General features: G+C 74.5%; 20 protein-coding genes. 3 read left to right on the top strand and 17 right to left on the bottom strand.

Translation table 11 applies throughout. The features are described 5' to 3' along the window. The first annotated feature begins 178 nt into the window (after positions 1–178). Positions 179–1201, top strand: a complete 1023-nt coding sequence (adhP, locus tag AC3WT4_RS10265) for an alcohol dehydrogenase AdhP (RefSeq protein ID WP_108051461.1) — start codon at positions 179–181, stop codon at positions 1199–1201. Between the two features lie 367 nt (positions 1202–1568). Continuing rightward, a complete protein-coding gene (locus tag AC3WT4_RS10260) occupies positions 1569–3836 on the top strand; it encodes a RecQ family ATP-dependent DNA helicase (RefSeq protein ID WP_108051463.1) in 2268 nt (755 codons plus the stop codon). 27 nt (positions 3837–3863) lie between these two features. Here the strand turns inward: AC3WT4_RS10260 and AC3WT4_RS10255 are convergent, their stop codons facing one another. Both AC3WT4_RS10255 and hisD read right to left on the bottom strand, forming a co-directional pair. Beyond that, complete coding sequence (locus AC3WT4_RS10255; RefSeq protein WP_286186340.1) at positions 3864–4403, bottom strand: GNAT family N-acetyltransferase; 540 nt, start codon at positions 4401–4403, stop codon at positions 3864–3866. After that, positions 4400–5725 carry a histidinol dehydrogenase gene (hisD, locus tag AC3WT4_RS10250; RefSeq protein WP_108051449.1) on the bottom strand — a complete coding sequence of 442 codons (1326 nt, stop codon included), beginning with the start codon at positions 5723–5725 and terminating at the stop codon, positions 4400–4402. Before hisD ends, AC3WT4_RS10255 begins: the two co-directional genes overlap by 4 nt. Positions 5726–5936: 211 nt before the next feature. On the opposite strand from hisD, the gene AC3WT4_RS10245 reads away from it, so the two are divergent. Further along, positions 5937–6173, top strand: coding sequence for an RNA-binding S4 domain-containing protein (locus tag AC3WT4_RS10245; protein WP_074810061.1), 237 nt, complete (start codon positions 5937–5939; stop codon positions 6171–6173). Positions 6174–6200: 27 nt separating this feature from the next. On the opposite strand, the gene AC3WT4_RS10240 is transcribed toward AC3WT4_RS10245, so the two are convergent. The 15 genes from AC3WT4_RS10240 to ftsW form a co-directional block, all read right to left on the bottom strand. Then, positions 6201–6605, bottom strand: coding sequence for a pyridoxamine 5'-phosphate oxidase family protein (locus tag AC3WT4_RS10240; protein WP_074810060.1), 405 nt, complete (start codon positions 6603–6605; stop codon positions 6201–6203). 166 nt (positions 6606–6771) lie between these two features. Further along, complete coding sequence (gene dnaE, locus AC3WT4_RS10235) at positions 6772–10308, bottom strand: DNA polymerase III subunit alpha (protein WP_108051451.1); 3537 nt, start codon at positions 10306–10308, stop codon at positions 6772–6774. Positions 10309–10407: 99 nt separating this feature from the next. Next, positions 10408–10929 carry a GNAT family N-acetyltransferase gene (locus tag AC3WT4_RS10230; protein ID WP_286186342.1) on the bottom strand — a complete coding sequence of 174 codons (522 nt, stop codon included), beginning with the start codon at positions 10927–10929 and terminating at the stop codon, positions 10408–10410. Then, positions 10926–11855, bottom strand: a complete 930-nt coding sequence (locus AC3WT4_RS10225; RefSeq protein WP_108051453.1) for an RluA family pseudouridine synthase — start codon at positions 11853–11855, stop codon at positions 10926–10928. The genes AC3WT4_RS10230 and AC3WT4_RS10225 overlap by 4 nt, the downstream gene beginning before the upstream one ends. Further along, positions 11852–12538: a signal peptidase II gene (locus tag AC3WT4_RS10220; protein ID WP_083385412.1), complete on the bottom strand. Its 687-nt coding sequence runs from the start codon at positions 12536–12538 to the stop codon at positions 11852–11854. The genes AC3WT4_RS10225 and AC3WT4_RS10220 overlap by 4 nt, the downstream gene beginning before the upstream one ends. A 59-nt stretch (positions 12539–12597) precedes the next feature. Further along, positions 12598–13059: a TraR/DksA family transcriptional regulator gene (locus AC3WT4_RS10215; protein WP_021482712.1), complete on the bottom strand. Its 462-nt coding sequence runs from the start codon at positions 13057–13059 to the stop codon at positions 12598–12600. A 137-nt stretch (positions 13060–13196) separates the two neighbouring features. Then, positions 13197–13871 (bottom strand): DivIVA domain-containing protein, encoded by a 675-nt coding sequence (locus tag AC3WT4_RS10210; protein ID WP_074810057.1) that lies wholly within the window; start codon positions 13869–13871, stop codon positions 13197–13199. Positions 13872–14097: 226 nt separating this feature from the next. Next, positions 14098–14388 (bottom strand): YggT family protein, encoded by a 291-nt coding sequence (locus tag AC3WT4_RS10205; RefSeq protein ID WP_240696747.1) that lies wholly within the window; start codon positions 14386–14388, stop codon positions 14098–14100. Between the two features lie 151 nt (positions 14389–14539). Next, on the bottom strand, positions 14540–15025 hold the full coding sequence (locus AC3WT4_RS10200) for a cell division protein SepF (protein ID WP_034652914.1): 486 nt from the start codon (positions 15023–15025) through the stop codon (positions 14540–14542). Between the two features lie 139 nt (positions 15026–15164). Beyond that, a complete protein-coding gene (pgeF, locus tag AC3WT4_RS10195) occupies positions 15165–15971 on the bottom strand; it encodes a peptidoglycan editing factor PgeF (RefSeq protein ID WP_492315381.1) in 807 nt (268 codons plus the stop codon). Between the two features lie 34 nt (positions 15972–16005). After that, positions 16006–17343, bottom strand: a complete 1338-nt coding sequence (gene ftsZ / locus AC3WT4_RS10190) for a cell division protein FtsZ (RefSeq protein ID WP_076406550.1) — start codon at positions 17341–17343, stop codon at positions 16006–16008. Between the two features lie 149 nt (positions 17344–17492). Continuing rightward, positions 17493–18539 carry a cell division protein FtsQ/DivIB gene (locus AC3WT4_RS10185; protein WP_492315380.1) on the bottom strand — a complete coding sequence of 349 codons (1047 nt, stop codon included), beginning with the start codon at positions 18537–18539 and terminating at the stop codon, positions 17493–17495. After that, positions 18539–19936, bottom strand: a complete 1398-nt coding sequence (gene murC, locus AC3WT4_RS10180; protein WP_108051774.1) for a UDP-N-acetylmuramate--L-alanine ligase — start codon at positions 19934–19936, stop codon at positions 18539–18541. The genes AC3WT4_RS10185 and murC overlap by 1 nt, the downstream gene beginning before the upstream one ends. Before the next feature lie 77 nt (positions 19937–20013). Continuing rightward, the gene (gene murG, locus AC3WT4_RS10175; RefSeq protein WP_108051762.1) at positions 20014–21162 is read right to left on the bottom strand and encodes an undecaprenyldiphospho-muramoylpentapeptide beta-N-acetylglucosaminyltransferase; all 1149 of its coding nucleotides are present in this window, start codon (positions 21160–21162) and stop codon (positions 20014–20016) included. A 127-nt stretch (positions 21163–21289) separates the two neighbouring features. Further along, entirely contained in the window at positions 21290–22636 is a 1347-nt protein-coding gene (gene ftsW / locus AC3WT4_RS10170; RefSeq protein WP_108051764.1) for a putative lipid II flippase FtsW, read from the bottom strand. Between the last annotated feature and the right edge of the window lie 8 nt (positions 22637–22644).

The raw sequence follows: 22644 nt of genomic DNA, 5'->3' as shown, positions 1-22644 counted from the left end.
GGTCGGCCTCGCCGGCGAGAGGCGAAGGTCCCGACCTGGACGGACGTCGGTCGCCGGTCCGGCCGTCCGGGGCGCCGGAGCGGCCTCGCGCGCGTAGCGTCGAAAGGGTAGGGAGGACCGTCGGCAGGGTCCTCCTGGCCCCTCTCCCCGAGAAGACGAGGTGATCCCCGTGCCCACCATGCGTGCCGCCGTCGTCCGTTCGTTCACCGACCCGCTGGTCGTCGAGGAGCTCGACGTCCCGTCGCCCGGGCCCCACGAGGCCCTGGTCAAGGTCGACTACACCGGCGTGTGCCACACGGACCTGCACGCCGCGCGCGGTGACTGGCCGGTGAAGCCCGCTCCCCCGTTCGTGCCGGGCCACGAGGGCGTCGGCACGGTCGTCGCCGTCGGCGACCAGGTGACGCGCGTGCGGGTGGGCGACACGGTCGGCAACGCCTGGCTGTGGAGCGCGTGCGGCGAGTGCGAGTACTGCGAGACGGGCTGGGAGACCCTGTGCCCGCAGCAGAAGAACGGCGGCTACTCGGTCGACGGGTCGTTCGGCCAGTACATGCTCGTCGACTCGCGGTACTGCCCCGTGGTCCCGGACGGGGTCGACCTCTCCGCCGTCGGGCCGATCCTGTGCGCCGGCGTCACCGTCTACAAAGGGCTCAAGGTCACGGACACCCAGCCCGGCGAGTGGGTGCTGGTCTCCGGGATCGGCGGCCTCGGCCACATCGCGGTGCAGTACGCGGTCGCCATGGGCCGCCGCGTCGCCGCGGTCGACGTCGACGACGAGAAGCTCGCGCTCGCGCGCAAGCACGGTGCCGAGGTCACGGTGAACGCGGCGACGTCGCCCGACGCCGCGGCGGAGATCCGGGAGCAGACGGGCGGCGGCGTCCACGGCGCACTCGTCACCGCCGTCAACGCGCACGCGTTCCCGCAGGCCGTGGGCGCGCTGCGCCGCGGTGGCACGGTCTCGCTCGTCGGTCTCCCGCCGGAGAAGTTCCCGCTCGACATCTTCACGACCGTCCTCTTCGGCCTGACCGTGCGCGGCTCCATCGTGGGGACGCGCAAGGACATGGCGGAGGCGCTCGACTTCTTCGCGCGCGGGAAGATCAGCCCGACGTACACGGTGCGTCCGCTCGACGACGTCAACGCGATCTTCGCCGAGATGGAGGAGGGCCGGATCGACGGGCGCGTCGTGATGGACATGCGCTCCTGACGTCGCGCCGCTGCCCCTCGCGGCGTCCCGGCCCGTGACCCCCGACCGGGTCGCGGGCCGCGGCCTGTGCACGACGCCCCGAGGGTCGGCGGGTGCGCCTACGATCGTGCGGGTGAGCCCCACCGACCCGTACGCCGACCTGCCCTTCGACCCGGCCGACGAGCCGCCGCTCGACGAGCCCGCCGACCCGTTCGGCGACCCGTGGGCGGGGGCGGCGCCGCAGGCGGCGGGGACCGCGGCTCCCGCCGCGGGCCCGGCCGGCGTCGAGGTCCCGGGCACGGACGCCCGGGGCGGCGACCCCGCGCCCGACCCCGCGCCCGTTCCGGCGGCCGACGGCGGCGAGGCAGCCAAGCGGGCCAAGCTCGCCATGCTGCGCGGCCTCCTCGACGGGCAGTCGCTGCGCGAGGACGCCGAGACCGCGCTGCGCGCCCTCGTGGGGCGTGACGACGCGACGCTGCGCGAGGACCAGTGGCGCGCGATCGAGGCCCTCGTGGCGTTCCGCCGCCGCGCGCTCGTCGTGCAGCGCACGGGGTGGGGCAAGTCCGCCGTGTACTTCGTCGCGACCCGGCTGCTGCGCGACCGCGGTGCCGGCCCGACGGTGATCGTGTCCCCCCTCCTCGCGCTCATGCGCGACCAGATCTCGGCGGCGGCCCGGGCCGGGATCAAGGCGGTGACGATCAACTCGGCCAACGTCACCGAGTGGGACGACGTCCACCGCGCGATCGCGGACGGCGAGGTCGACGTGCTCCTGTGCTCGCCGGAGCGGCTCAACAACCCCGGCTTCCGCGACGAGGTGCTCCCCCGGCTCGCGGCCGACGCGGGCCTCGTCGTCATCGACGAGGCGCACTGCATCTCGGACTGGGGCCACGACTTCCGTCCGGACTACCGGCGCATCCGCACCCTGCTCGCCGACCTGCCGCCCGGCATCCCGGTGCTCGCGACGACCGCGACGGCGAACGAGCGCGTGACCGCCGACGTCGCGGAACAGCTCGGCGTGACGGCGGCGCACGCCGCGGGCGGGGCCGTCGGCGACGCCGCGGGCGCGGCAGCCCACGAGGACGTGCTGGTCCTGCGCGGCGGCCTGGACCGCGAGTCGCTGCACCTCGCCGTCCTGCGCCTGCCCGACCAGCCGACGCGCGTCGCGTGGCTCGTCGAGGCGCTGCAGGACGTCGACGGCTCGGGGATCGTGTACTGCCTCACCGTCTCCGCCGCCGAGCAGGTCGCGAGCCAGCTCCGCGCCGCCGGTCTGGCGGTCGCGTCGTACACGGGCCAGACGGACCCCGCCGAGCGCGAGCGGCTCGAGGAGGACCTCAAGGAGAACCGGGTCAAGGCGCTCGTCGCGACCTCCGCGCTCGGGATGGGCTTCGACAAGCCGGACCTGGCCTTCGTCGTCCACCTCGGGGCGCCGAGCTCGCCCATCGCGTACTACCAGCAGGTCGGGCGCGCGGGCCGTGGCGTGGACTCGGCCGTCGTGGTGCTGCTGCCGGGCGAGGAGGACCGCCGCATCTGGGAGTGGTTCGCGTCCACCGCGTTCCCGCCGCAGGACCAGGTGCGCGCGACCCTCGACGCCCTCGGCGCGGGCGGCGCGCAGTCCGTCGCGCAGCTCGAGACGCAGGTCGACCTCAAGCGGTCGCGCCTCGAGGGCATGCTCAAGGTGCTCGACGTCGACGGCGCGGTCCGCCGGGTCAAGGGCGGGTGGGAGGCCACGGGCGAGCCCTGGACGTACGACTCCGAGCGCTATGAGCGCGTCGACGCCACGCGCTCGGCCGAGCAGCAGGCGATGCTCGACTACGAGGCCACCGACGGGTGCCGCATGGCGTTCCTGCGCGCCGCGCTCGACGACCCGGAGCTCGAGGACGGCTGGCGGTGCGGCCGCTGCGACACGTGCGGCGGCGTGACGCTGCCCGCGCTCCCCGACGCGGAGGCCGTCGCCGCCGCGCGCGCCGACATGGACCGCCCGGGCGTCGAGGTCGTGGCGCGTCGGCAGTGGCCGAGCGGCATGGACCGCCTGGGGCTCGACCTGCGCGGGCGCCTCGGTGCGGACGAGCTCGCGGAGACCGGGCGCGCGGTCGCGCGCCTCGACGGGCTCGGCTGGTCCGCGCCGCTGCGCGAGCTCTTCGCGGCCACGACGCCCGACGGCGACACCCCCGTCGCGCTCCGGCGCGCCGCCGCGCGCGTCCTCGACGACTGGGCGGAGCTCTACGAGGCCGCCCCGCAGCCGGACGGGGAGACCCTCGCCGACGACGCACCCGGCGGCGGCGGGGGTCCCGCCGAGCGGCGGCTGCTCGTGGACGGCGTCGTCGCGGTCCGCTCCGCGACGCGACCGCGGCTCACGTTCCACCTGGCGACCGGCCTCGCGAGCTACCTCGGCAAGCCGCTCATCGGCGCGGTCGGGCCGGTCCCGGGCCGCGAGGAGCCGGGCCGGCACGACGTCAACTCCGCGACGCGCCTCGCGGGCGTCGCGGGCCGTCTCCAGCTCGAGCTGTCGGACGCCGCGCGCGCGGGTCTCGCCGGTCGCCGCGTGCTGCTCGTCGACGACTACACCGAGTCGGGCTGGACCCTCACGGTCGCGGCGCGCCTGCTGCGCCGCGCCGGGGCGGCGGCGGTGCACCCGTTCGTGCTCGGGGTGCGCTGACGCGGTCCCGTGCCAGGGCCGGGCGCGTCACCAGCGCAGGCGCAGCTCGGTGTACGTCGTGTCGACGAAGCCGAGCGAGCGGTAGAGCGGCTCGCCCTCCGGCGTCGCGTGGAGGGACACGGAGTCCGTGCCCGCTTCGCGTGCCCAGTCGAGGGCCGCTCCGACGCACGCGCGCCCGAACCCCCGGCCGCGGTCGGCCGGGTGCGTGCAGACGTTCGACAGGTGCGCCGTCGTGCCGCGGGGGTTGCGGGCCGACGGCACGGACCGGTGCAGCTCGACGAGCGCGCACGCGGCGAGGCGTCCCGGCGCGTCCACGACGAACGCGGCGACGTCCGCCGTCGCGAGACCCGCGGCGAACCACTCGCGAGCCCGCTCCTGCCACGTCGGGTCCTCCGCGCCGGGCTCGCCCATCGCGCGCATGAGGTGCACCCGCAGCGACACCAGGTCGGCGGCGTCGCGCGGGACCGCACGCCGCACCCGCACGACGCCGTCCCGCGCCGCGGCACCGTGCGAGGCACCGTCGTGCGGGCCGCCGTCGTGCGGGACGCCGTCCTGCGCGGCGGTCACAGGAACCGCGCCCGCACCGCCTCGCCGTGCGCCGGGAGGTCTTCGTCGTTCGCCACCGCGACGATCCGGTCCGCGAGGTCCTCGAGCGCGTCGCGGTCGTACTCGACCACCTGGACGGCCTTGACGTAGCTGTGCACGCCGAGCCCGCTGGAGAAGTGCGCGCAGCCGCCCGTCGGCAGGACGTGGTTCGACCCGGCCATGTAGTCGCCGAGGGAGACCGGCGACCACGGGCCGACGAAGATCGCCCCCGCGCTCGTGACGCGCTCGGCGAGCTCGGCCGCCCCCGCGGCCTGGATCTCCAGGTGCTCCGCGCCGTAGGCGTCCACCACCTGCAGCCCGTGCTCGAGGTCGTCGACGAGCACGATCGCGGACTGCGGGCCCGCGAGCGACTGCGCGACGCGCTGCGCGTGCTTGGTCGCGGTCACGAGGCCCGCGAGACGCGCCTCCACCGCGGCGGCGAGCTCGACCGACGGGGTGACGAGCACCGCGGCAGCCAGCGGGTCGTGCTCCGCCTGGCTGATGAGGTCGGCCGCGACGTGCCCCGGGTCCGCCGAGGCGTCGGCGAGGACCGCGATCTCGGTGGGACCCGCCTCCGCGTCGATGCCGACGACGCCCCGCACGAGGCGCTTGGCCGCCGCGACGAAGACGTTGCCGGGGCCCGTCACCACGTCGACCGGCTCGCACAGCACGGCGCCGTCCTGCGGCTCGCTGCCGGCCGCGCCGTACGCGAACATCGCGACCGCCTGCGCCCCGCCGACGGCGTACACCTCGTCGACGCCGAGCAGCGCGCACGCGGCGAGGATCGTCGGGTGCGGCAGGCCGCCGCTGTCCCGCTGGGGCGGCGACGCGACGGCGAGGCTCGGCACGCCCGCCTCCTGCGCCGCGACGACGTTCATCACGACGGACGACGGGTAGACGGCCAGGCCACCGGGGGCGTAGAGCCCGACGCGGCGCACGGGCACCCACCGCTGGCGGACCTGGGCGCCCGGCGCGACCTGGACCGTGAAGTCCTGCGGGCGCTGCGCCGCGTGCACGAGCCGGACCCGGCGGATCGACTCCTCGAGGCCCGCGCGGACCTGCGGGTCGAGCGCCGCGAGCGCCGCGGCGATCTCGCCGGCCGGGACCCGCAGGTGCTCCGGCCGCACGCCGTCGAAGCGCTCGGCGTACTCGCGCAGGGCCTCGGCCCCGCGCGTCCGCACCGCCTCGAGGATCGGCGCGACCCGATGCGCCGCGTCCTCCACGCCGACCTCTGCGCGCGGCAGGGCCTCGGCGAGCTCGCGTGCGGACAGGGAACGCCCTCGGAGATCGATGCGGGAGATCATGCGACGAGTCTAGGAGTTCCGGGGGCTCCGCGACGAGCGCGTTCCGCCCTGCGGTCCTCTCGGCGGCGCACCTGCGCGTCGCGACCCGCGCGCTCGGCCGTCACGCCGGTGACGTCCCGCCGAGACCCGTCCCGCCGAGACCCGTCCCGCCGAGCGTCGTGTCGTCGAGCGTCGTGTCGTCGCAGCGCTCACCGCCGGGGAGAATGGCGTCATGAACCCCTCCGACGACGCCCGCCCGGTCGAGATCTCCGACGACGTCATCCGCCTCGGGCAGTTCCTCAAGCTCGCGGGGCTCGCCGAGTCCGGCGCGGAGGCGCGCGACCTCGTCACCGAGGGCGAGGTCCGCGTGAACGGCGAGGTGGACACCCGCCGGGGACGCCAGCTGCACCGCGGCGACGTCGTCACGGTCGACCGGCCGCAGGGTCGGGAGAGCGCGACCGTCGCCTGAGCGGCCGGTACGGCCCGCCCGGCCGGGTCAGGCCATGTAGGTCGAGGCCATCACCTTGTCCGGCGTGAGGCGCAGCACGACACGCTCCGGCTTGGGCGTCAGCGGGCGGTAGCGACGGGCGTAGCGCGCGACGGCGTCCGCCACCTCGTCCGCGTCCTCGACGACCTCGATCGTCCCCTCGAGCGTGAGCCACCGCCCGCCGTCGACCTGGCACACCGCGGCGCGCGGGTGGGCGCCGTCCGGGCCGGTCCGGCGGGCGTTGCGCGCCTTCACCGACCCGCGGTTCGTCGTGATCCGCACGACGCCCGCGTCCGGGTCCCAGGTGAACGCCACCGGGACGACGTGCGGGCTCCCGTCCTCGCGCAGGGTCGTGAGCGTGGCCAGGTGCCGCTCGGTGACGAAGACGCGCTGCTCGGGGTTGAGTCGGATCACGCTCGCGAGTCTAGGCGTGGCCGCGCGGCGTCGGCCGGAGCCGACCCGTGCCGGTCGTCACACGGTGCCGGGGGCCGTGCCGCCTGGGTACGGCACGGGCGGGTCCGGGACGCGCCGTCCCCGTGCGGCACCGCGCGCAGGGCCGGAGACCGACGACGGCACGCTGTCAGAGCAGGCAGGACGGCCCGAGCAGCGCCTTGAGGTCGCCGAACAGCGCCGGCGACTTCTCGACCCGCAGCCCGTCGCCCGCGCGCACGACCGTCGTCTTGCCGGGCTCGAGGACCTGGACGTGCACCTCGGCCGAGCCGGGGTGCGTCGCGAGGACCTCGCGCAGGCGCAGGATGATCGGCTCGACGCAGCGCGTGTGCGAGACCTTCACGGCGAGCGGCGACTCCGCGCCCACGGTGATGTCCGGGAGCGAGACCTCCATCGCCTGGAGCTGCATCGTGTCGTCGCGCCGACGCACGCGCCCGCGCAGGACCACGACCTGGTCCTCGGCGAGGACGGTCGAGTAGGCGAGGTACGTCTCGCCGAAGAACATCACCTCGACGGCGCCCTCGAGGTCCTCGATCGTCACGGCGGCCCACGGGTTGCCGTTCTTGCTCATCTTGCGCTGGAGCGACGTCACGAGGCCGGCGATCGTCACGGTGGAGCCGTCGGGCCGGCCCTCGTCGGCGAGCAGGTTGGCGATCCCGGTGTCCGCCGCGCGCGTCAGCACGTGCTCGAGACCGGACAGCGGGTGGTCGGAGACGTACAGGCCGAGCATCTCGCGCTCGAACGCGAGGCGCTGCTTCTTGTCCCAGTCCGGGAGGTCGGGCACGTCGACGGAGAACGACATGCCGTCCTCGGCGTCGGCGCCCCCGAAGTCGGCGAAGAGGTCGAACTGGCCCTCCGCCTCCTTGCGCTTGACGCTGATCACCGAGTCGACGGCCTGCTCGTGCACGACGAGCAGGGCTCGCCGCGCGTGCCCGAGCGAGTCGAACGCGCCCGCCTTGATGAGCGACTCGATGGTGCGCTTGTTGCAGACGACGGCCGGCACCTTGTCGAGGAAGTCGGTGAACGACGTGAACGCGCCCTTCTCCTCGCGCGTGCGGATGATCGCGTCGACGACGTTCGCGCCGACGTTGCGCACGCCCGTGAGGCCGAACCGGATGTCGCCGCCCACCGCGGTGAACTTCGCCGCCGAGTCGTTCACGTCCGGCGGGAGAACGGTGATGTGCATGCGCCGGCACTCGTTGAGGTAGAGGGCCAGCTTGTCCTTGTCGTCGCGCACGCTCTGCAGGAGCGCCGCCATGTACTCCGTCGGGTAGTTCGCCTTGAGGAACGCCGTCCAGTACGCCACGAGGCCGTACCCCGCGGAGTGCGCCTTGTTGAAGGCGTAGCCCGCGAAGGGGACCAGCGTGTCCCAGACCGCCCGGATCGCGGCGTCGGAGTACCCGCGCTCGCGGCAGCCCGCCTGGAACGGCACGAACTCCTTGTCGAGGATCTCCTTCTTCTTCTTGCCCATCGCACGCCGCAGCAGGTCGGCCTGCCCGAGCGAGTACCCGGCGAGGATCTGCGCGGCCCTCTGGACCTGCTCCTGGTAGACGATGAGGCCGTAGGTCTCGTCCAGGATCTCCGCGAGGGGCTGCTCGAGCTCCGGGTGGATGGGCTCGATCTTCTGCAGGCCGTTCTTGCGCAGCGCGTAGTTCGTGTGCGAGTTCATGCCCATCGGGCCCGGGCGGTAGAGCGCGATGACGGCCGAGAGGTCGTCGAACTTGTCCGGCTTCATCTGGCGCAGGAGCGCGCGCATGGGGCCGCCGTCGAGCTGGAACACGCCGAGCGTGTCGCCGCGCGCGAGCAGCTCGTACGACGCCTTGTCGTCGAGCGTGAGCGACTCGATCTCGATCGGCTCCTTGCCGTTCATCTCGATGTTCTCGAGCGCGTCGTCGAGGATGGTGAGGTTGCGCAGCCCGAGGAAGTCCATCTTGATGAGGCCGAGGCCCTCGGACGTCGGGTAGTCGAACTGCGTGATGACCGCGCCGTCCTGGGGACGGCGCATGATCGGGATGATGTCGATGAGCGGGTCGCTCGACATGATGACGCCCGCCGCGTGCACGCCCCACTGCCGCTTCAGGCCCTCGATGCCGCGCGCGAGCTCGACGACGCGCTGCGCCTCCGGGTCGGTGTCGTGGAGCTGGCGGAACTCCGCGGCCTCGGAGTACCGCTCGTGCTTCGGGTCGAAGATCCCCGACAGGGGGATGTCCTTGCCCATCACGGCCGGCGGCATCGCCTTGGTGAGCTTCTCCCCCATCGCGAACGGGAAGCCGAGGAGCCGTGCCGAGTCCTTGAGGGCCTGCTTGGCCTTGATCGTCCCGTAGGTGACGATCTGGGCGACGCGGTCGTCGCCGTACTTCTCGGTGACGTACCGGATGACCTCCCCGCGCCGACGCTCGTCGAAGTCGACGTCGACGTCGGGCATGGAGACGCGCTCGGGGTTGAGGAACCGCTCGAAGATCAGCCCGTGCTCCAGCGGGTCGAGCTCCGTGATGCCCATGAGGTACGACGCCATCGAGCCGGCGGCCGACCCACGGCCGGGCCCGACGCGGATGCCCTGGTCCTTGGCCCAGTTGATGAAGTCGGCGACCACGAGGAAGTACCCCGGGAAGCCCATCTGGATGATGACCTCGGTCTCGTACTGCGCCTGCTTGCGCGCCGCGTCCGGGATGCCGTTCGGGTAGCGGCGGTGCAGCCCGCGCTCGACCTCCTTGACGAACCAGCTCGTCTCGTCCTCGCCCTCGGGGACGGGGAACCGCGGCATGTAGTTCGCCTTCGTGTTGAACGACACCTCGCACTGCTCGGCGATGAGCAGCGTGTTGTCGCACGCCTCGGGGAGCTCCGCGAACACCCGGCGCATCTCGGCCGCCGACTTCACGTAGTAGCCGGTGCCGTCGAACTTGAACCGGTCCGGGTCGTCGAGCGTCGACCCGGAGTTGATCGCGAGCAGCGCCTCCTGGCTGGACGCGTCCTCCTCGCGCACGTAGTGGAGGTCGTTCGTCGCGACGAGCCGCGCGCCGATGGTCTCCGCGAGGCGGAGCAGGTCCTTCGTGACCCGGGTCTCGATGTCGATCCCGTGGTCCATGAGCTCGACGAAGAAGTTCTCGCGGCCGAAGATGTCCTGGAGCTCGCCCGCCGTCCGCACCGCCTCGTCCCACTGGCCGAGGCGCAGGCGCGTCTGGATCTCGCCCGACGGGCACCCGCTCGTCGCGACGAGGCCCTTGCCGTAGCGCTGGAGCAGGTCGCGGTCCATGCGCGGCCACTTGCCCATCTGGCCCTCGAGCGACGCGAGCGACGACGCCCGGAACAGGTTGTGCAGCCCTTCGTTGTCCTTCGCGAGCAGCGTCATGTGCGTGTACGCACCGCGCGCCGAGACGTCGTCGGACTCCTGCCCCTGCTGCCCGAACCGCACGCGGGTCTGGTCGAACCGGCTCGTGCCCGGCGTGACGTACGCCTCCACGCCGATGATCGGCTTGATGCCCTTCGCCTGCGCCCGCGACCAGAACTCGAACGCCCCGAACACGTAGCCGTGGTCCGTCGTCGCGATGGCCTTCTGCCCCAGGCGCTCGACCTCGTCGAACAGGTCCCCGATCCGGGCCGCGCCGTCCAGCATCGAGTACTCGGTGTGGACGTGGAGGTGGACGAAGTCCTCAGTCGCGGTGGGCATGCACCGATCTTAGGCGTGCCCCACCCACACTCCCGCGAGGTCGCGGCGGGTCGTGCAGCACGTCACGCGGACGACCCGCCGCCCCCGCCCGACGGCACGTCAGACGTCGGTCGTGAGGGTCTTCGCGGCGTCGCGGTGGTCGATGCCCGCGTCGAGGTAGACGGGCCCGGACACGGCGTAGCCGAGCCGCTCGTAGAAGCCGATCGCCTGGACCTGGGCGGAGAGGAGCACGCGCACGGTGCGGCGTCCGTCCGGTCCGGGGACCGCGTGCTCGGCGAGCGCGACCTCCTCCAGCGCGCGCATCACCGCGGCGCCCGCGCCGGTGCCGCGTGCGACCGCGGCGACCGCGACCCGGCCGACGTGCACCTCGCCCGGGTGCCCGGGGTCCGTGAGGAGCCGGCCCGTGCCGACCACCTCCCCGCCCCGCTCGCGGTCCCGCACGAGCACGTGCGTGGTCGTCTCCGCGGTGTCCAGGTCGTCGATCTCCTCCTCGACCGGGACGCCCTGCTCGTCGACGAACACCGCGAGCCGCAGCGCGTGCGCGGCGGCCAGCCCGGCGTCGTCGACCACGCGCTCCACGGCGAGCCGGGCGTCGCCCGGCCCCGGGGCGGCGACGGTCACGCGTACGCCCCGCGCAGCACCTCGAGCGCGTGCGCGAGGTCGTCCGGGTACTCGCTCGTCAGCTCGAGCCACTGCCCGGTCGTGGGGTGCTCGAACCCGAGGCGCATCGCGTGCAGCCACTGGCGCGTCAGGGCCACGCGCGAGGCCAGCACCGGGTCGGCGCCGTACGTGAGGTCGCCGACGCACGGGTGCCGCAGCGCGGAGAAGTGCACGCGGATCTGGTGCGTGCGGCCCGTCTCGAGGTGCACCTCGACGAGGGACGCGGCGGGCAGCATCTCGAGCACCTCGTAGTGCGTGACCGACGGCTTGCCCTCCGCCGTGACGGCGAACTTCCAGTCCGCGCTCGGGTGCCGCCCGATCGGTGCGTCGATCGTCCCGGTGGTCGGCTCGGGGTGGCCCTGGACGAGCGCGTGGTACACCTTCTCGACCGTGCGCTCCTTGAAGGCGCGCTTGAGCGCGGTGTACGCGACCTCGCTCTTCGCGACGACCATGAGCCCCGACGTCCCGGCGTCGAGGCGGTGCACGATGCCCTGGCGCTCCGCGGCGCCCGACGTCGAGATCCGGTACCCCGCGGCCGCGAGGGCGCCGACGACGGTCGGACCGGTCCAGCCCGGCGACGGGTGGGCCGCGACCCCGACGGGCTTGTCGACGACCACCAGGTCGTCGTCGTCGTGCACGATGCCCATGCCCGGCACGGGTTCCGCGACGACCTCGACCGCGGGCGCGGCGTCGGGCACGTCGACCTCGAGCCACCCGCCCGGGACGAGCCGGTCGGACTTGCCGACCTCGCGCCCGTCGAGGCGGACCGCGCCGCTCGCGGCGAGCTCCGCCGCCCGGGTCCGCGAGAGGCCGAGGAGCCGGGACAGTCCGGCGTCGACGCGCTCGCCCGCGAGGCCGTCGGGCACCGGGAGCGACCGGAGGCTCACCGCGCCCCCTCGTCGTCGGTCCGCGAGACGGTCGGCTCGGGCGCGGGCCCCGACGTCGGCTCGACGACGCCCTCCGCGCTCGACGCGCCGTCCGCGTCGTCACCACCGTGACGCGTCCCGTCGAGACCGATCCCGAGCACCGACAGGACGGCGATCATCACGGCCGCGGCCACGATCGCGATGTCCGCGACGTTGCCCACGAACCAGTTCGCGTAGGCGATGAAGTCGACGACGTGCCCGCGCGCGAAGCCGGGCTCGCGGAAGAAGCGGTCGACGAGGTTGCCGAGCGCACCGCCCAGCAGCAGGCCCAGCGCGACCGCCCACGCGCGCGAGCCGATGCGGCTCACCATGCGCACGATGACGACGACGACCGCGACCACGACGATCGTCAGGAGCCACGTCATGCCGGTCGCGATGGAGAGCGCCGCACCGGGGTTGTAGATGAGCCGCAGCCCGAGCAGCGAACCCACGAGCGGGATCGTGTCGTCGCCGAGCGTCAGGCTCGACTCCGCCCACCACTTGGTGAGCTGGTCGAGCACGAGGACGAGGACGGCGAGGACGACGGTCCACACGACCAGGACGCGGCGCGGACCGCGCCGGACGGCTCCTGCGGAGGGTTCGGCGGGCGCCTGCGGGGAGGCGTCGGCGGGGTCGGTGGGCTCGGGGCGCGCGGAGGTGGACATCGGCGGCAAGTCTGCCACGTCGTCGCCCTGGTCGACGCGGCCCGGCGACGGACCGGCGCTCAGCGCCGCTCGGCGCGCTGCTTGGCCTCGACGGAGAGGTTCGCGCGCGGGAACGCCTGCAGGCGCGCCTTGCCGATCGGCAGCCCCGTCTCCTCGCACGTCGCGTACGTGCCGGCCGCGATGCGGTCGAGCGCGTGCGAGGTCTGCGCGAGGAGGTCGCGCACGTTGTTGACGAGCGTCAGCTCCTGCTCACGCTCCAGGGCGCTGGACCCGGAATCGGCCTGGTCGTCGCCGGCGCCGTCACCGGAGTGCCGCAGGAGGTTCGACAGCTCCTCGTCGGCGACGGCGAGCTCCCCCTCCAGCCGCTCCTTCTCGGCGAGCAGCTCCGCGGCGAGCTCCTCGGCCTCGCGCAGGGTCCAGGGCTCCTCCCCGTCGCGCACGGGGAAGGACTTGACGTCCTTCGCGAGGTTCGGGAATCGGTCGCGCACGGCCGAACGGGCCGCGGTGGTGAGCTTGGTCATGTCGCCCCTCCAAGTTCGAGTCACGCGAGAGTAGACGCAGCGGCCGGCACGCACAACACACCACGCCGGACCGCCGAGGCGGGAGAAAGGCGCAGGTGCGAGGCGTACCGGCCGCTGCCGGACTGTCGACGCAGGTGCTAGATGCCGGGAGCGAGGTCGCTCGTGCGGCTCGCCCCGCCGACGTTGCTGCGCGGCGGGAGGGCGCTGCCCCGGTTGTCCAGGTCACCCAGCAGGTTCTGCAGGTAGCTCTTGAGACGCGTGCGGTAGTCGCGCTCGAAGATCCGCAGCTCGTCGATCTTGCGCTCGAGGAGCGAACGCTCCTGCTCGAGCTGCGAGAGCGTGCGGTGCGAGGTCTCCTCGGCCTCGCGCACGATGCGCGAGCCCTCCTCCTTGGCCTCCGCGATGAGGCGGTCGCCCTCCTCCTGGCCGGAGCGCACGTAGTCGTCGTGCAGCTTCTGGGCCAGCTGGAGCATGCCGGTCGCCGACTCGGGCTCCGCCGCGTTCTTCGTGACGACGGCCTGCGAGATCGGGGCCGCGCGCACGGGCTCCGGCTCCGGCTCGGGCGCCTTCGGCGTCTCGACGACGGGGGGCTGCACCGCAGCGCTGGACGCGTCGGCCCGGCTGAGCTCGGCGAGACGACGCTCCGCCGCAGCGAGCTTCGACTTGAGGTCCTCGTTCTCCTCCTGCACGGAGTTGAGGGTCCTCACCACCTCGTCCAAGAAGTCGTCGACCTCTTCGACGTCGTAGCCCTCGCGGAACTTCGTCGCCGAGAACTTCTTGTTCAGGATGTCCTCTGCAGTGAGCAGTGCCATCGGTTCACCTCATAGCGTTTGCGTGTCGGTCCGGGCGACCTCGCGATCACCAGACTCCAAAGTAGCGGACATTGCCCTCAGGGGCGGGGGCAGCCGCGCCGTCGCGCGCCGTCGGAACCGTGCCGACGACGTGCAGCGTGCGCGGGCGTGCGGTGGGGGTCGGGGCGAACCGGACGTAGCGGCCCGGTCCGGACCGGCCCGACGTCCCGTTCACGTGACGTGCGTCTCAGAGCGAGGACACGACCTGCGCCGCGATCGTCACGGCGAAGAACAGGATGATGAAGGCCAGGTCGAGACGCACCTGACCCAGCGAGAGCGGCGGGATGAGCCGGCGCAGCGCGCGCAGGGGCGGGTCCGTCGCCGAGTAGATCACCTCGGCGAGCACCAGCAGGACCCCCCGGGGCCTCCAGTCGCGCGCGAAGAACTGCACCCAGTCGAACACGAGCCGACCGATGAGCAGCAGCAGGTAGAGCCAGAGCAGGAATCCGACGATGCCTGTGATGAGGTCCCAGATCACGGGTCAACTGTGCCAGACGCGCCGCCCCCGGCCCCGCCGGGGACACGCGCTACGCCCAGGGCGGACGCGCAGGAGGGACGGGCGCGTCACCGCGCCCGTCCCTCCGTGCATGCGGCGCGTGCTCGGCGGGTGCGTCGCGCCGCGCGCGCGCTCAGCTCTGGTTGTAGAAGCCCGCGCGACCGGGGGCCGGCGCGGCGGCCTGCTCCTCGCCGGTGATCTCGACGTGCTCGGGCGAGAGCAGGAACACCTTGTTGGTGACGCGCTCGATGGCCCCGTGCAGCCCGAAGATGAGGCCTGCGGAGAAGTCGACGAGGCGCTTCGCGTCCGCGTCGTCCATGTCCGAGAGGTTCATGATCACCGGGGTGCCGCCGCGGAACGCCTCGCCGATCACGCGCGCGTCGTTGTACGAGCGCGGGTGCACCGTCGTGATCCGCCGCAGCTCGGCCGCCGACATGCTCGTCTGCGGCACCTCGCGCGGCCCGAGCGCGCGGTGCAGCGGCGTCACCGGTGCCTGGTAGTCGTGCGCCACGTCCGCCCCCGTCTCGTCGAGCTCGTCGACGTACTCGTCCTGCTCGTCCTCGCCGCGATCATCAGCGAGGCCCAGATACAGCATGGTCTTGCGCAGCGCTCCCGCCATGGGCCTTGCTCCGTCCTCGATCGATCCTCGGTCCACCGGCCGTCGGACCGGTGCGTTCACGCTAACCGAGGGTGCGCGGCGAGCCCCGGACGACACGCCCGGCGTGCGCAACCTCGTGCGGAGGTCGGACCGAGCCCGCTCAGGTACCGGTGAGCGCCACGAGACCGGCGAACCGGCCGGTCGTCGTCCCGTGGCGCGTGGCGCGACGGTGCGAGAAGAACCGCTCGTCCTCGATCGTGCACGCCGCGACGCGGACGACGTCCGCCACGCCCGCGGCGACCAGGTCGGCGACGACCCCGGCCGGCAGGTCGAGCGCGGGCGTCCCCCAGGACGTCGTCGACCACGTGTCGGGACGTCCGAGCGCCACGTCGTCCCGCATCGTCGCGGGGACCTCGTAGCACCGGCCGCACGCGCTCGGCCCGACGGCGGCACGCACCCGGTCGACCCGGGCACCCGCGGCGACCAGGGCGTCCAGCGCTGCCGCGACCACCCCGTGCGCGAGCCCGCGGCGACCCGCGTGCGCGACGCCGACGACGCCGGCCTCGGCGTCCGCGAGGAGGACGGGCACGCAGTCGGCCACGAGGACGCCCAGGCCCGCGCCGCGGGACGCGGCGACGAGGGCGTCCGCCTCCCCCACCGTGTCAGCCGGGGTCGTACCGCGCGGCGCAGGCTCCACCGTCGCGACCCGGGTGCCGTGGACCTGCGTCGCGAAGGCCGGGTCCGCCCCGAGCCACGCGGCTGCCCGCGCGCGGTTCGCGCGCACCCGGTCGGCGTCGTCGGTCACGTTCAGCCCGAGGTTGAGCGTGTCCCACGGCGCCGGCGAGACACCGCCGGTGCGGGTCGTGAAGCCGGCGCGCACGCCCGGCCCGAGGTCCACCTCGAGCACGACGGGAGGGGCGGCGCCGTCGACACCGCCCCTCCCGTCCTGCACGGGCACGGCGCTCACGGAGCCCCGCGCCGCGTCGCGCGGCCGCGCCGCGTCACTTGAGGAAGTCGGGCACGTCGAGCTCCTCGACCTTGCGGCGCGGAGGCTCCTCGTCGAAGATCCGCGGCGGCACGTCGACGCCCTCGTTCTGCCCGCCCGGGACGGCCTCCGCGTTGTGGTTCCCGGCGTCGCCGGAACCGACCACGGTGAAGGGCGCGGGCGCCACGGGCTGCACCGGCACCGGGCCGTGCCCGCCGTCGAGCGTGACGGGCACGTCGTCGGCCTCCGGCTGGATCGGGACCACCGGCCGCGGCAGCGTGTGCGCGCCCGTCGTCGGTGCCGGCGGCACGGCGCGCGCGGCGGGCACGACCGGGATCGCGCTCGTCGCGGGACGCTGCGCCCCGGCCACCTGGCCGAGCGCTCGCGCGTCGCCCCGCACCTGCGGGGCACCGCCGTCGAAGCCGGCCGCGATGACGGTGACGCGGACCTCGTCGCCCAGCGCGTCGTCGATCACGGCACCGAAGATGATGTTCGCCTCGGTGTGCGCGGCCTCGTGGACGAGGCGGGCGGCCTCGTTGATCTCGAACAGGCCGAGGTCGGAGCCACCCTGGATGGAGAGCAGCACGCCGTGGGCGCCGTCGATGCTCGCCTCGAGGAGCGGCGACGAGATCGCCATCTCGGCCGCCTGCACCGCGCGGTCGTCGCCCCGCGCGTTGCCGATGCCCATGAGGGCGCTGCCCGCGCCCTGCATGACGGACTTGACGTCCGCGAAGTCGAGGTTGATCAGACCGGGGGTCGTGATGAGGTCGGTGATGCCCTGGACACCGGACAGCAGCACCTGGTCGGCCTGGTGGAACGCCTGGAGCGCGCTGACGTTGCGGTCCGACATCGACAGGAGGCGGTCGTTCGGGATGACGATGAGGGTGTCGACCTCGTTGCGGAGGTTCTCGATGCCCTGGTCCGCCTGGACGGAGCGGCGGCGGCCCTCGAACGTGAAGGGCCGCGTCACGACGCCGACGGTCAGCGCGCCGAGCGAGCGCGCGATGCGCGCGACGACGGGCGCGCCGCCCGTACCGGTGCCGCCGCCCTCGCCCGCCGTGACGAAGACCATGTCCGCGCCGCGCAGCACGTCCTCGATCTCCTCGGCGTGGTCCTCGGCCGCCTTCTTGCCGACCTCCGGGTCGGCACCGGCGCCGAGGCCGCGCGTGAGCTCACGGCCGACGTCGAGCTTGACGTCCGCGTCGGACATGAGGAGCGCCTGCGCGTCCGTGTTGATGGCGATGAACTCGACACCCTTGAGGCCGACCTCGATCATCCGGTTGACGGCGTTCACGCCCCCACCGCCGATGCCGACCACCTTGATCACTGCTAGGTAGTTCTGCGGAGTTGCCACGTCAATGCCTCTCGATCGGTCAGCCCTGAACCTTCACCCTCAAGTAGAGGGTTATAGTTATGTCAGGTCGTTCATGGGTCGACCGTAGGTGTCGACGTGCCCATCATCAACGACCGTCTCGCGCGTGTCGGAGATCGCCCCGCGCCCATTCATCGCGTCACGGGGAGCCGCGGGGCCGAGACGTCGTACACGGAGACCCCCGCGTTCTCCGGGACGGCCCGGAGCGTCTGCAGGACGCGCACCTTCAGCGCCGCCTCCTCCGAGCTCCCCCACTCGACGACGACGCCGTCCCGCAGCGTCATGCGGACCGCGTCGCGCGTGGGCGCCGAGACCTCCGCGACCTGCGCGTGGAGGTCCGCCGGGAGCGCGTTGAGCAGCACGAGCGCGGCGTCGAGAGCGCGCGCCCCATGGTCGTCGAGCGGCGCGTCGATCTCCGGCAGCCCCTCGGGCACCGCCGGGTCGGTGCGCACGTGGACGCCGTCCGCGTCGAGCAGCGCGAAGCCGTCGTCCACGGGGACCGCCACGACGGGCTCGCGCGACTCGAGCAGCACGTCCAGCCCCGAGGGCCAGGCACGCCGGATCTCGACGTCGCGCACACCGTTGAGGTCGAGCACCTGCTCGCGCAGCGCGACTGTGTCGAGCCGCGGCAGGGGCACGCCGTCCGCCGCGGCGACGACGTCGCGGACCTGCTGCGGGTCGATCACCGTGCCCTCGCCGGACACCGTGACCTTCTCGAGGTCGAGACCGAGCACGGGCGAGAAGAACGCGACCCACGCGAGTCCGGCGACGACGAGGAGCCCCGCGGCCCAGCCGAGGATGCGCGTGCGCACGCGGTGGCGGCGCATCGCGTCGCGCTCGGCGAGGCGCTCGGCCATGCCGTGCGAGACCACCCCGGTCGGAGCCGTCGACGCACCGCGCGGGACCGACGTCGTCGCGCCCGCGCCCCGGCCACCGCCGCGCGCAGCGGGAGGGCGCCCGGCCGCGGGGCGGCCGCCGGACGAGCGCACGAGCTCCGAGCTCGGGGCCGCGACGCGGCGCACCGGGCGCGTCGGCGTGTCCTCGACCGGCGCCCGGCGCGCGCTCGCGGGCGGGGCCGGCTTCGCGGGGCCCGGGTCCGCGGGCCGTCCGGCCCGCTCGCCCGCGCCCGACCGGCCCGGCCGCGGCGCGGCGGGACGAGGCTTGGGCGGCGGACGCATCAGGCCTCGCCCCCTCCGGGCGCCGGGGCGCCGTCGCGACGCGCGCGGATGCGCTCGAGGACGACGGTGCCCAGCTCCGTGACGTCCCCCGCCCCGACGGTGAGCACGAGGTCTCCCGGGCGGGCGGCGTCCGCGACGCGGTGCGCGGCCTCGACGCGGTCCTCGACCGCCGCGACGACCACGCCGGGGGCGTCGACCAGGTCGGTGATCGTGCGCGCGCTCACGGCCGGGTCCGGCTCCTCGCGCGCCGCGTAGACGCCCGTGACCACGACCTCGTCCGCACCGGCGAGCGCCTGCGCGAACTCGCGGGCGAACGTCGCGGTGCGCGAGAACAGGTGCGGCTGGAAGAGCACGAGCACCCGGCCGCCGGCCGCGACGGGTCGGGCGGCGGCGAGCAGCGCGGCCACCTCGGTCGGGTGGTGCGCGTAGTCGTCGACGACGCGCACGCCGCCCGCCTCGCCGCGGGCCTCGAAGCGCCGGCCGGTGCCGAGGAAGCCGTGCGCGGCGGCGACCGCCGCCGCCGGGTCGACGCCCAGCACGACCGCCGTCACGACGGCCGCGGTCGCGTTGAGCGCGTTGTGACGGCCCGGGACGCGCAGCCGCAGCTCGAGCCCGTCGAGGTGCGCCGCGCCGACCGTGCCCGTGAGCGAGGCTCGCGCCCCCGGCCGGCCCGCGTCCTCGGTGGCGACCACGCCCGCCACGCGCACGTCCGCGTCCGCGGACGTGCCGTACGTGACCACCGCTCCCCCGTCGCGCGCGTGCGCGACGGCGAGCGCACGCGCCCCCGCGTCGTCGGCGCACGCGACGAGCGTCCCGCCCGGGACGATCCGCGCGGCGAAGTCGACGAACGCCTGCTCGAACGCGGCGCGCGACCCGTAGTGGTCGAGGTGGTCGGGCTCGACGTTGGTGACGACGGCGACGTCGGGGGCGTAGTTGAGGAACGACCCGTCCGACTCGTCGGCCTCGGCGACCAGGACGTCCGACCCGAGGTGGCCGCCCGCGACCGGGCCGTCCTCGGTGAGCACCGTGCCGCCGATCGCGAACGACGGGTCGAGGCCCGCACCCCGGAGGACGGTCGCGATCATCGCGGAGGTCGTCGTCTTGCCGTGCGCGCCCGCCACCGCCACGGACCGGCCGCGCGCCATGAGCGCGGCCAGCGCCTGCGAGCGGTGCAGCACGCGCAGCCCGGCCGCCCGCGCCGCGGCGAGCTCGGGGTTCGTCTCGCGCACCGCGCTCGACACGACGACGGTGTCCGCGCCGGCGACGTGCGCGGCGTCGTGCCCCACCCACACCCGGACGCCGTCGGTGCGCAGCGCGGCGAGCGCGTCGCCCTCGCGCGCGTCCGAGCCCTGGACCGGGACGCCGTGCGCGGCGAGGAGGCGGGCGACGACGGACATCCCCGCGCCGCCGACACCGACGAGGTGGACCGTGCCGAGGGCCTCGAGCGCGAGCGGGCCCTCGCCGGACGGCGCGGTCACGGTCGCGCCCCCGGAGCACCGGCGACGGCCTCGGCGACGAGGTCCGCGACGCGCGCGGCGCCGTCGCGCACGCCCGCCCCCGCGGCGGCCGCGGCCATCGCGTCGAGCCGGCCCGGGTCACCGAGCAGCGCGGGGACCTCGCGCGCGACCCACGCGGCGTCGAGCTGCGCGTCGTCGACGAGCAGGCCACCGCCCGCGGCGACGACGGGACCGGCGTTGAGCCGCTGCTCCCCGTTGCCGATGGGCAGCGGCACGTAGACGGCCGGGATGCCCAGCGCGGCGAGCTCGCCCACCGTGCCCGCGCCCGCGCGGCACACGACGAGGTCCGCGACCGCGAGCGCGAGCTGCATCTCGGCGAGGTACTCGCGCACGTCGTAGCGCGCACCCGGCTGGGCCGCGACGGCAGCGGCCGCGGCCTCGCGCACCGCGCCGTCCTTGCCCTTGCCCGTCAGGTGGAGGATCTGCGTGCCCGTCCCGAGGAGTGCGCCGGCGGCCCCCGACACCGCCTCGTTGAGGCTCTGCGCCCCGAGCGAGCCGCCGGTGACGACGAGCGTGCGCGCGCCGGGGTCGAGGCCGAGGCGCGCCGCGGCGTCCGCGCGCACCGCCGCGGCGTCCGCCGTCCGCGCGGCCACGAGGTCCTGGATCTCGCGGCGCAGCGGCAGCCCGGTGACGACGCCGCCCTTGAGCGGCGTGCCCTCGAACGTCACGCCGACGCGCGCGGCCCAGCGGGCGCCGAGGCGGTTCGCCAGGCCGGGGCGCGCGTTCTGCTCGTGGATCACGACGGGGACGTCGCGACGGCGCGCCGCGAGGTACGCGGGCGTCGAGACGTAGCCCCCGAAGCCGACGACGACGCGCGCGCCGGTCTCGTCGATGACGGCACCCGCCGCGTCCACGGCGGACTTGAGCCGTCCCGGGAGGTTGACCCACTCCGCGCTCGGGCGGCGCGGGAGCGGGACGCGCGGCACGTGCCGCAGCGGGTATCCCCGGGCGGGGACGAGGTCGTCCTCCAGGCCGCCCGCGACCCCGAGCGCGGTCACCACCACGCCGGGCTCACGCGCCCGCAGCTCGTCCGCCACCGCCAGGAGCGGGTTCACGTGCCCCGCCGTCCCGCCGCCTGCGAGCACCACCGAACCGATCGTCGTCACGTACCTCGTCGTCCTTCCCTGCGGCGGGTGCCGCGTCCTGTCCGTCGTGCGGAGGTCTGTCGTGCGGGGCGCGCGCCGCCCCACGGGTCCGGCGTCGCGGCCGGGGCGGTCGCGACGGCCGGGGAGGTCATCGCGCGGCCCGGCGCCGAGGGCGAGCGGCCCGGCCGACGACGGCGAGCGAGCGCCGCACGACGCTCCCCCGCGCGGCGAGCGCCTCGGCGGCGCCCGGTTCCGAGCGCGCGAACGAGATGAGCACGCCGAGCGCGGCCATCGTCATGATGAGCGCGGAGCCGCCCGCGGAGACGAGCGGCAGCGGGACGCCGATCACGGGCAGGAGCCCGATGACGACGCCGATGTTGATGAAGGCCTGACCGACGATCCAGCACGCGATCCCGGCCGTGGTGATCTTCACGAACGGGTCGGGGTGGCGGCGCACGATCCGGCTGGTGGCGACGCCGACGATGACGAACAGCCCCAGCACCAGGAGCGTGCCGAGCAGCCCGAGCTCCTCGCCGATGACGGCGAAGATGAAGTCGTTGTGCGCCTCCGGCAGGTACGACCACTTCTCGCGGCTCGCCCCGAGGCCGACCCCCGTGAGCCCGCCGGTGCCGAGCGCGTAGAGGCCGTGCATGGACTGGTAGCACTCGCCGAGCGTGTCGGTGCACTCGCGGTACGTCGCCATGATGCGCGAGAGCCGGTCGCCCCCCGACTGGTTGAGGATGAAGACGTACCCGACGACGAACGCGGCACCGCCCGCCCCGAGGGCGAGCAGGCGCCCGTCGGCCCCCGAGACGAAGAACGCCCCCGCGATGATCGCCATGACCACGAGCGCCGTGCCGAGGTCGTGCCCCGCGAGCACGAGGCCCACGACCGCGACCGCGACGGGGACGGCGGGGATCAGCACGTGCCGCCACTGCCCGAGCATCCGCTGCTTGCGCCCCAGGACGACGCCGAGCCACAGCGCGAGCGCGAGCTTCGCGACCTCGGCCGGCTGGAACGTGAAGAGCCCCAGGTCGATCCAGCCGGTGTTGCCGTTGACGTTCTTCGCGAGCGGGGTGAACACGAGCATCTGCAGCCCGAGCGCCACGAAGAGCGCGGGCCATGCGAGCCGCTTGTACCAGCCGACCGGGACGCGGGTGGCGACGAGCAGGACGGGCAGGCCCATGAGGGCGAACTTTGCCTGCTCGAAGAACGCCCCGAACGGTGACTTGCCCGCGGCGATCTGCGTGACCGCCGAGCTGGAGAACACCATGACGAGACCGATGATCGCGAGCAGCGCGGTCGCGCCCACGAGCAGGTAGTAGCTCGTCACCGTGCTGTTCCACTGGCCGAGCCACGGGCGCTCGGCGGGCTCGGGCCGCGGGCGTCGCGGCTCGCGGGCCGTCGCCCGGCCCCGCGGCACCGTCCGGCTCGTGCCGGCGCGGGGGACGGTGCGCGTCGAGGGCGCGCCTCGCCCGTTCGCGGTCTGGGTCATGGGCTGCC

Source organism: Cellulosimicrobium sp. EB106-03-01-XG111, assembly GCF_058792115.1.
The sequence above is the reverse complement of the archived record's forward strand: the minus strand, read 5'-3'. Positions and strand labels throughout refer to the sequence as shown.

Excerpts from the sequence above, each read along its gene's own strand:
- adhP (WP_108051461.1), top strand. The coding sequence starts at position 179 with ATGCGTGCCGCCGTCGTCCGTTCGTTCACCGACCCGCTGGTCGTCGAG.
- AC3WT4_RS10260 (WP_108051463.1), top strand. The coding sequence starts at position 1,569 with ATGCTGCGCGGCCTCCTCGACGGGCAGTCGCTGCGCGAGGACGCCGAG.
- hisD (WP_108051449.1), bottom strand. The coding sequence starts at position 5,725 with ATGATCTCCCGCATCGATCTCCGAGGGCGTTCCCTGTCCGCACGCGAG.
- AC3WT4_RS10245 (WP_074810061.1), top strand. The coding sequence starts at position 5,937 with ATGAACCCCTCCGACGACGCCCGCCCGGTCGAGATCTCCGACGACGTC.
- dnaE (WP_108051451.1), bottom strand. The coding sequence starts at position 10,308 with ATGCCCACCGCGACTGAGGACTTCGTCCACCTCCACGTCCACACCGAG.
- AC3WT4_RS10220 (WP_083385412.1), bottom strand. The coding sequence starts at position 12,538 with ATGTCCACCTCCGCGCGCCCCGAGCCCACCGACCCCGCCGACGCCTCC.
- AC3WT4_RS10215 (WP_021482712.1), bottom strand. The coding sequence starts at position 13,059 with ATGACCAAGCTCACCACCGCGGCCCGTTCGGCCGTGCGCGACCGATTC.
- AC3WT4_RS10210 (WP_074810057.1), bottom strand. The coding sequence starts at position 13,871 with ATGGCACTGCTCACTGCAGAGGACATCCTGAACAAGAAGTTCTCGGCG.
- AC3WT4_RS10200 (WP_034652914.1), bottom strand. The coding sequence starts at position 15,025 with ATGGCGGGAGCGCTGCGCAAGACCATGCTGTATCTGGGCCTCGCTGAT.
- AC3WT4_RS10185 (WP_492315380.1), bottom strand. The coding sequence starts at position 18,539 with ATGCGTCCGCCGCCCAAGCCTCGTCCCGCCGCGCCGCGGCCGGGCCGG.
- murC (WP_108051774.1), bottom strand. The coding sequence starts at position 19,936 with ATGTCCGTCGTCGCCCGCCTCCTCGCCGCGCACGGCGTCCCGGTCCAG.
- ftsW (WP_108051764.1), bottom strand. The coding sequence starts at position 22,636 with ATGACCCAGACCGCGAACGGGCGAGGCGCGCCCTCGACGCGCACCGTC.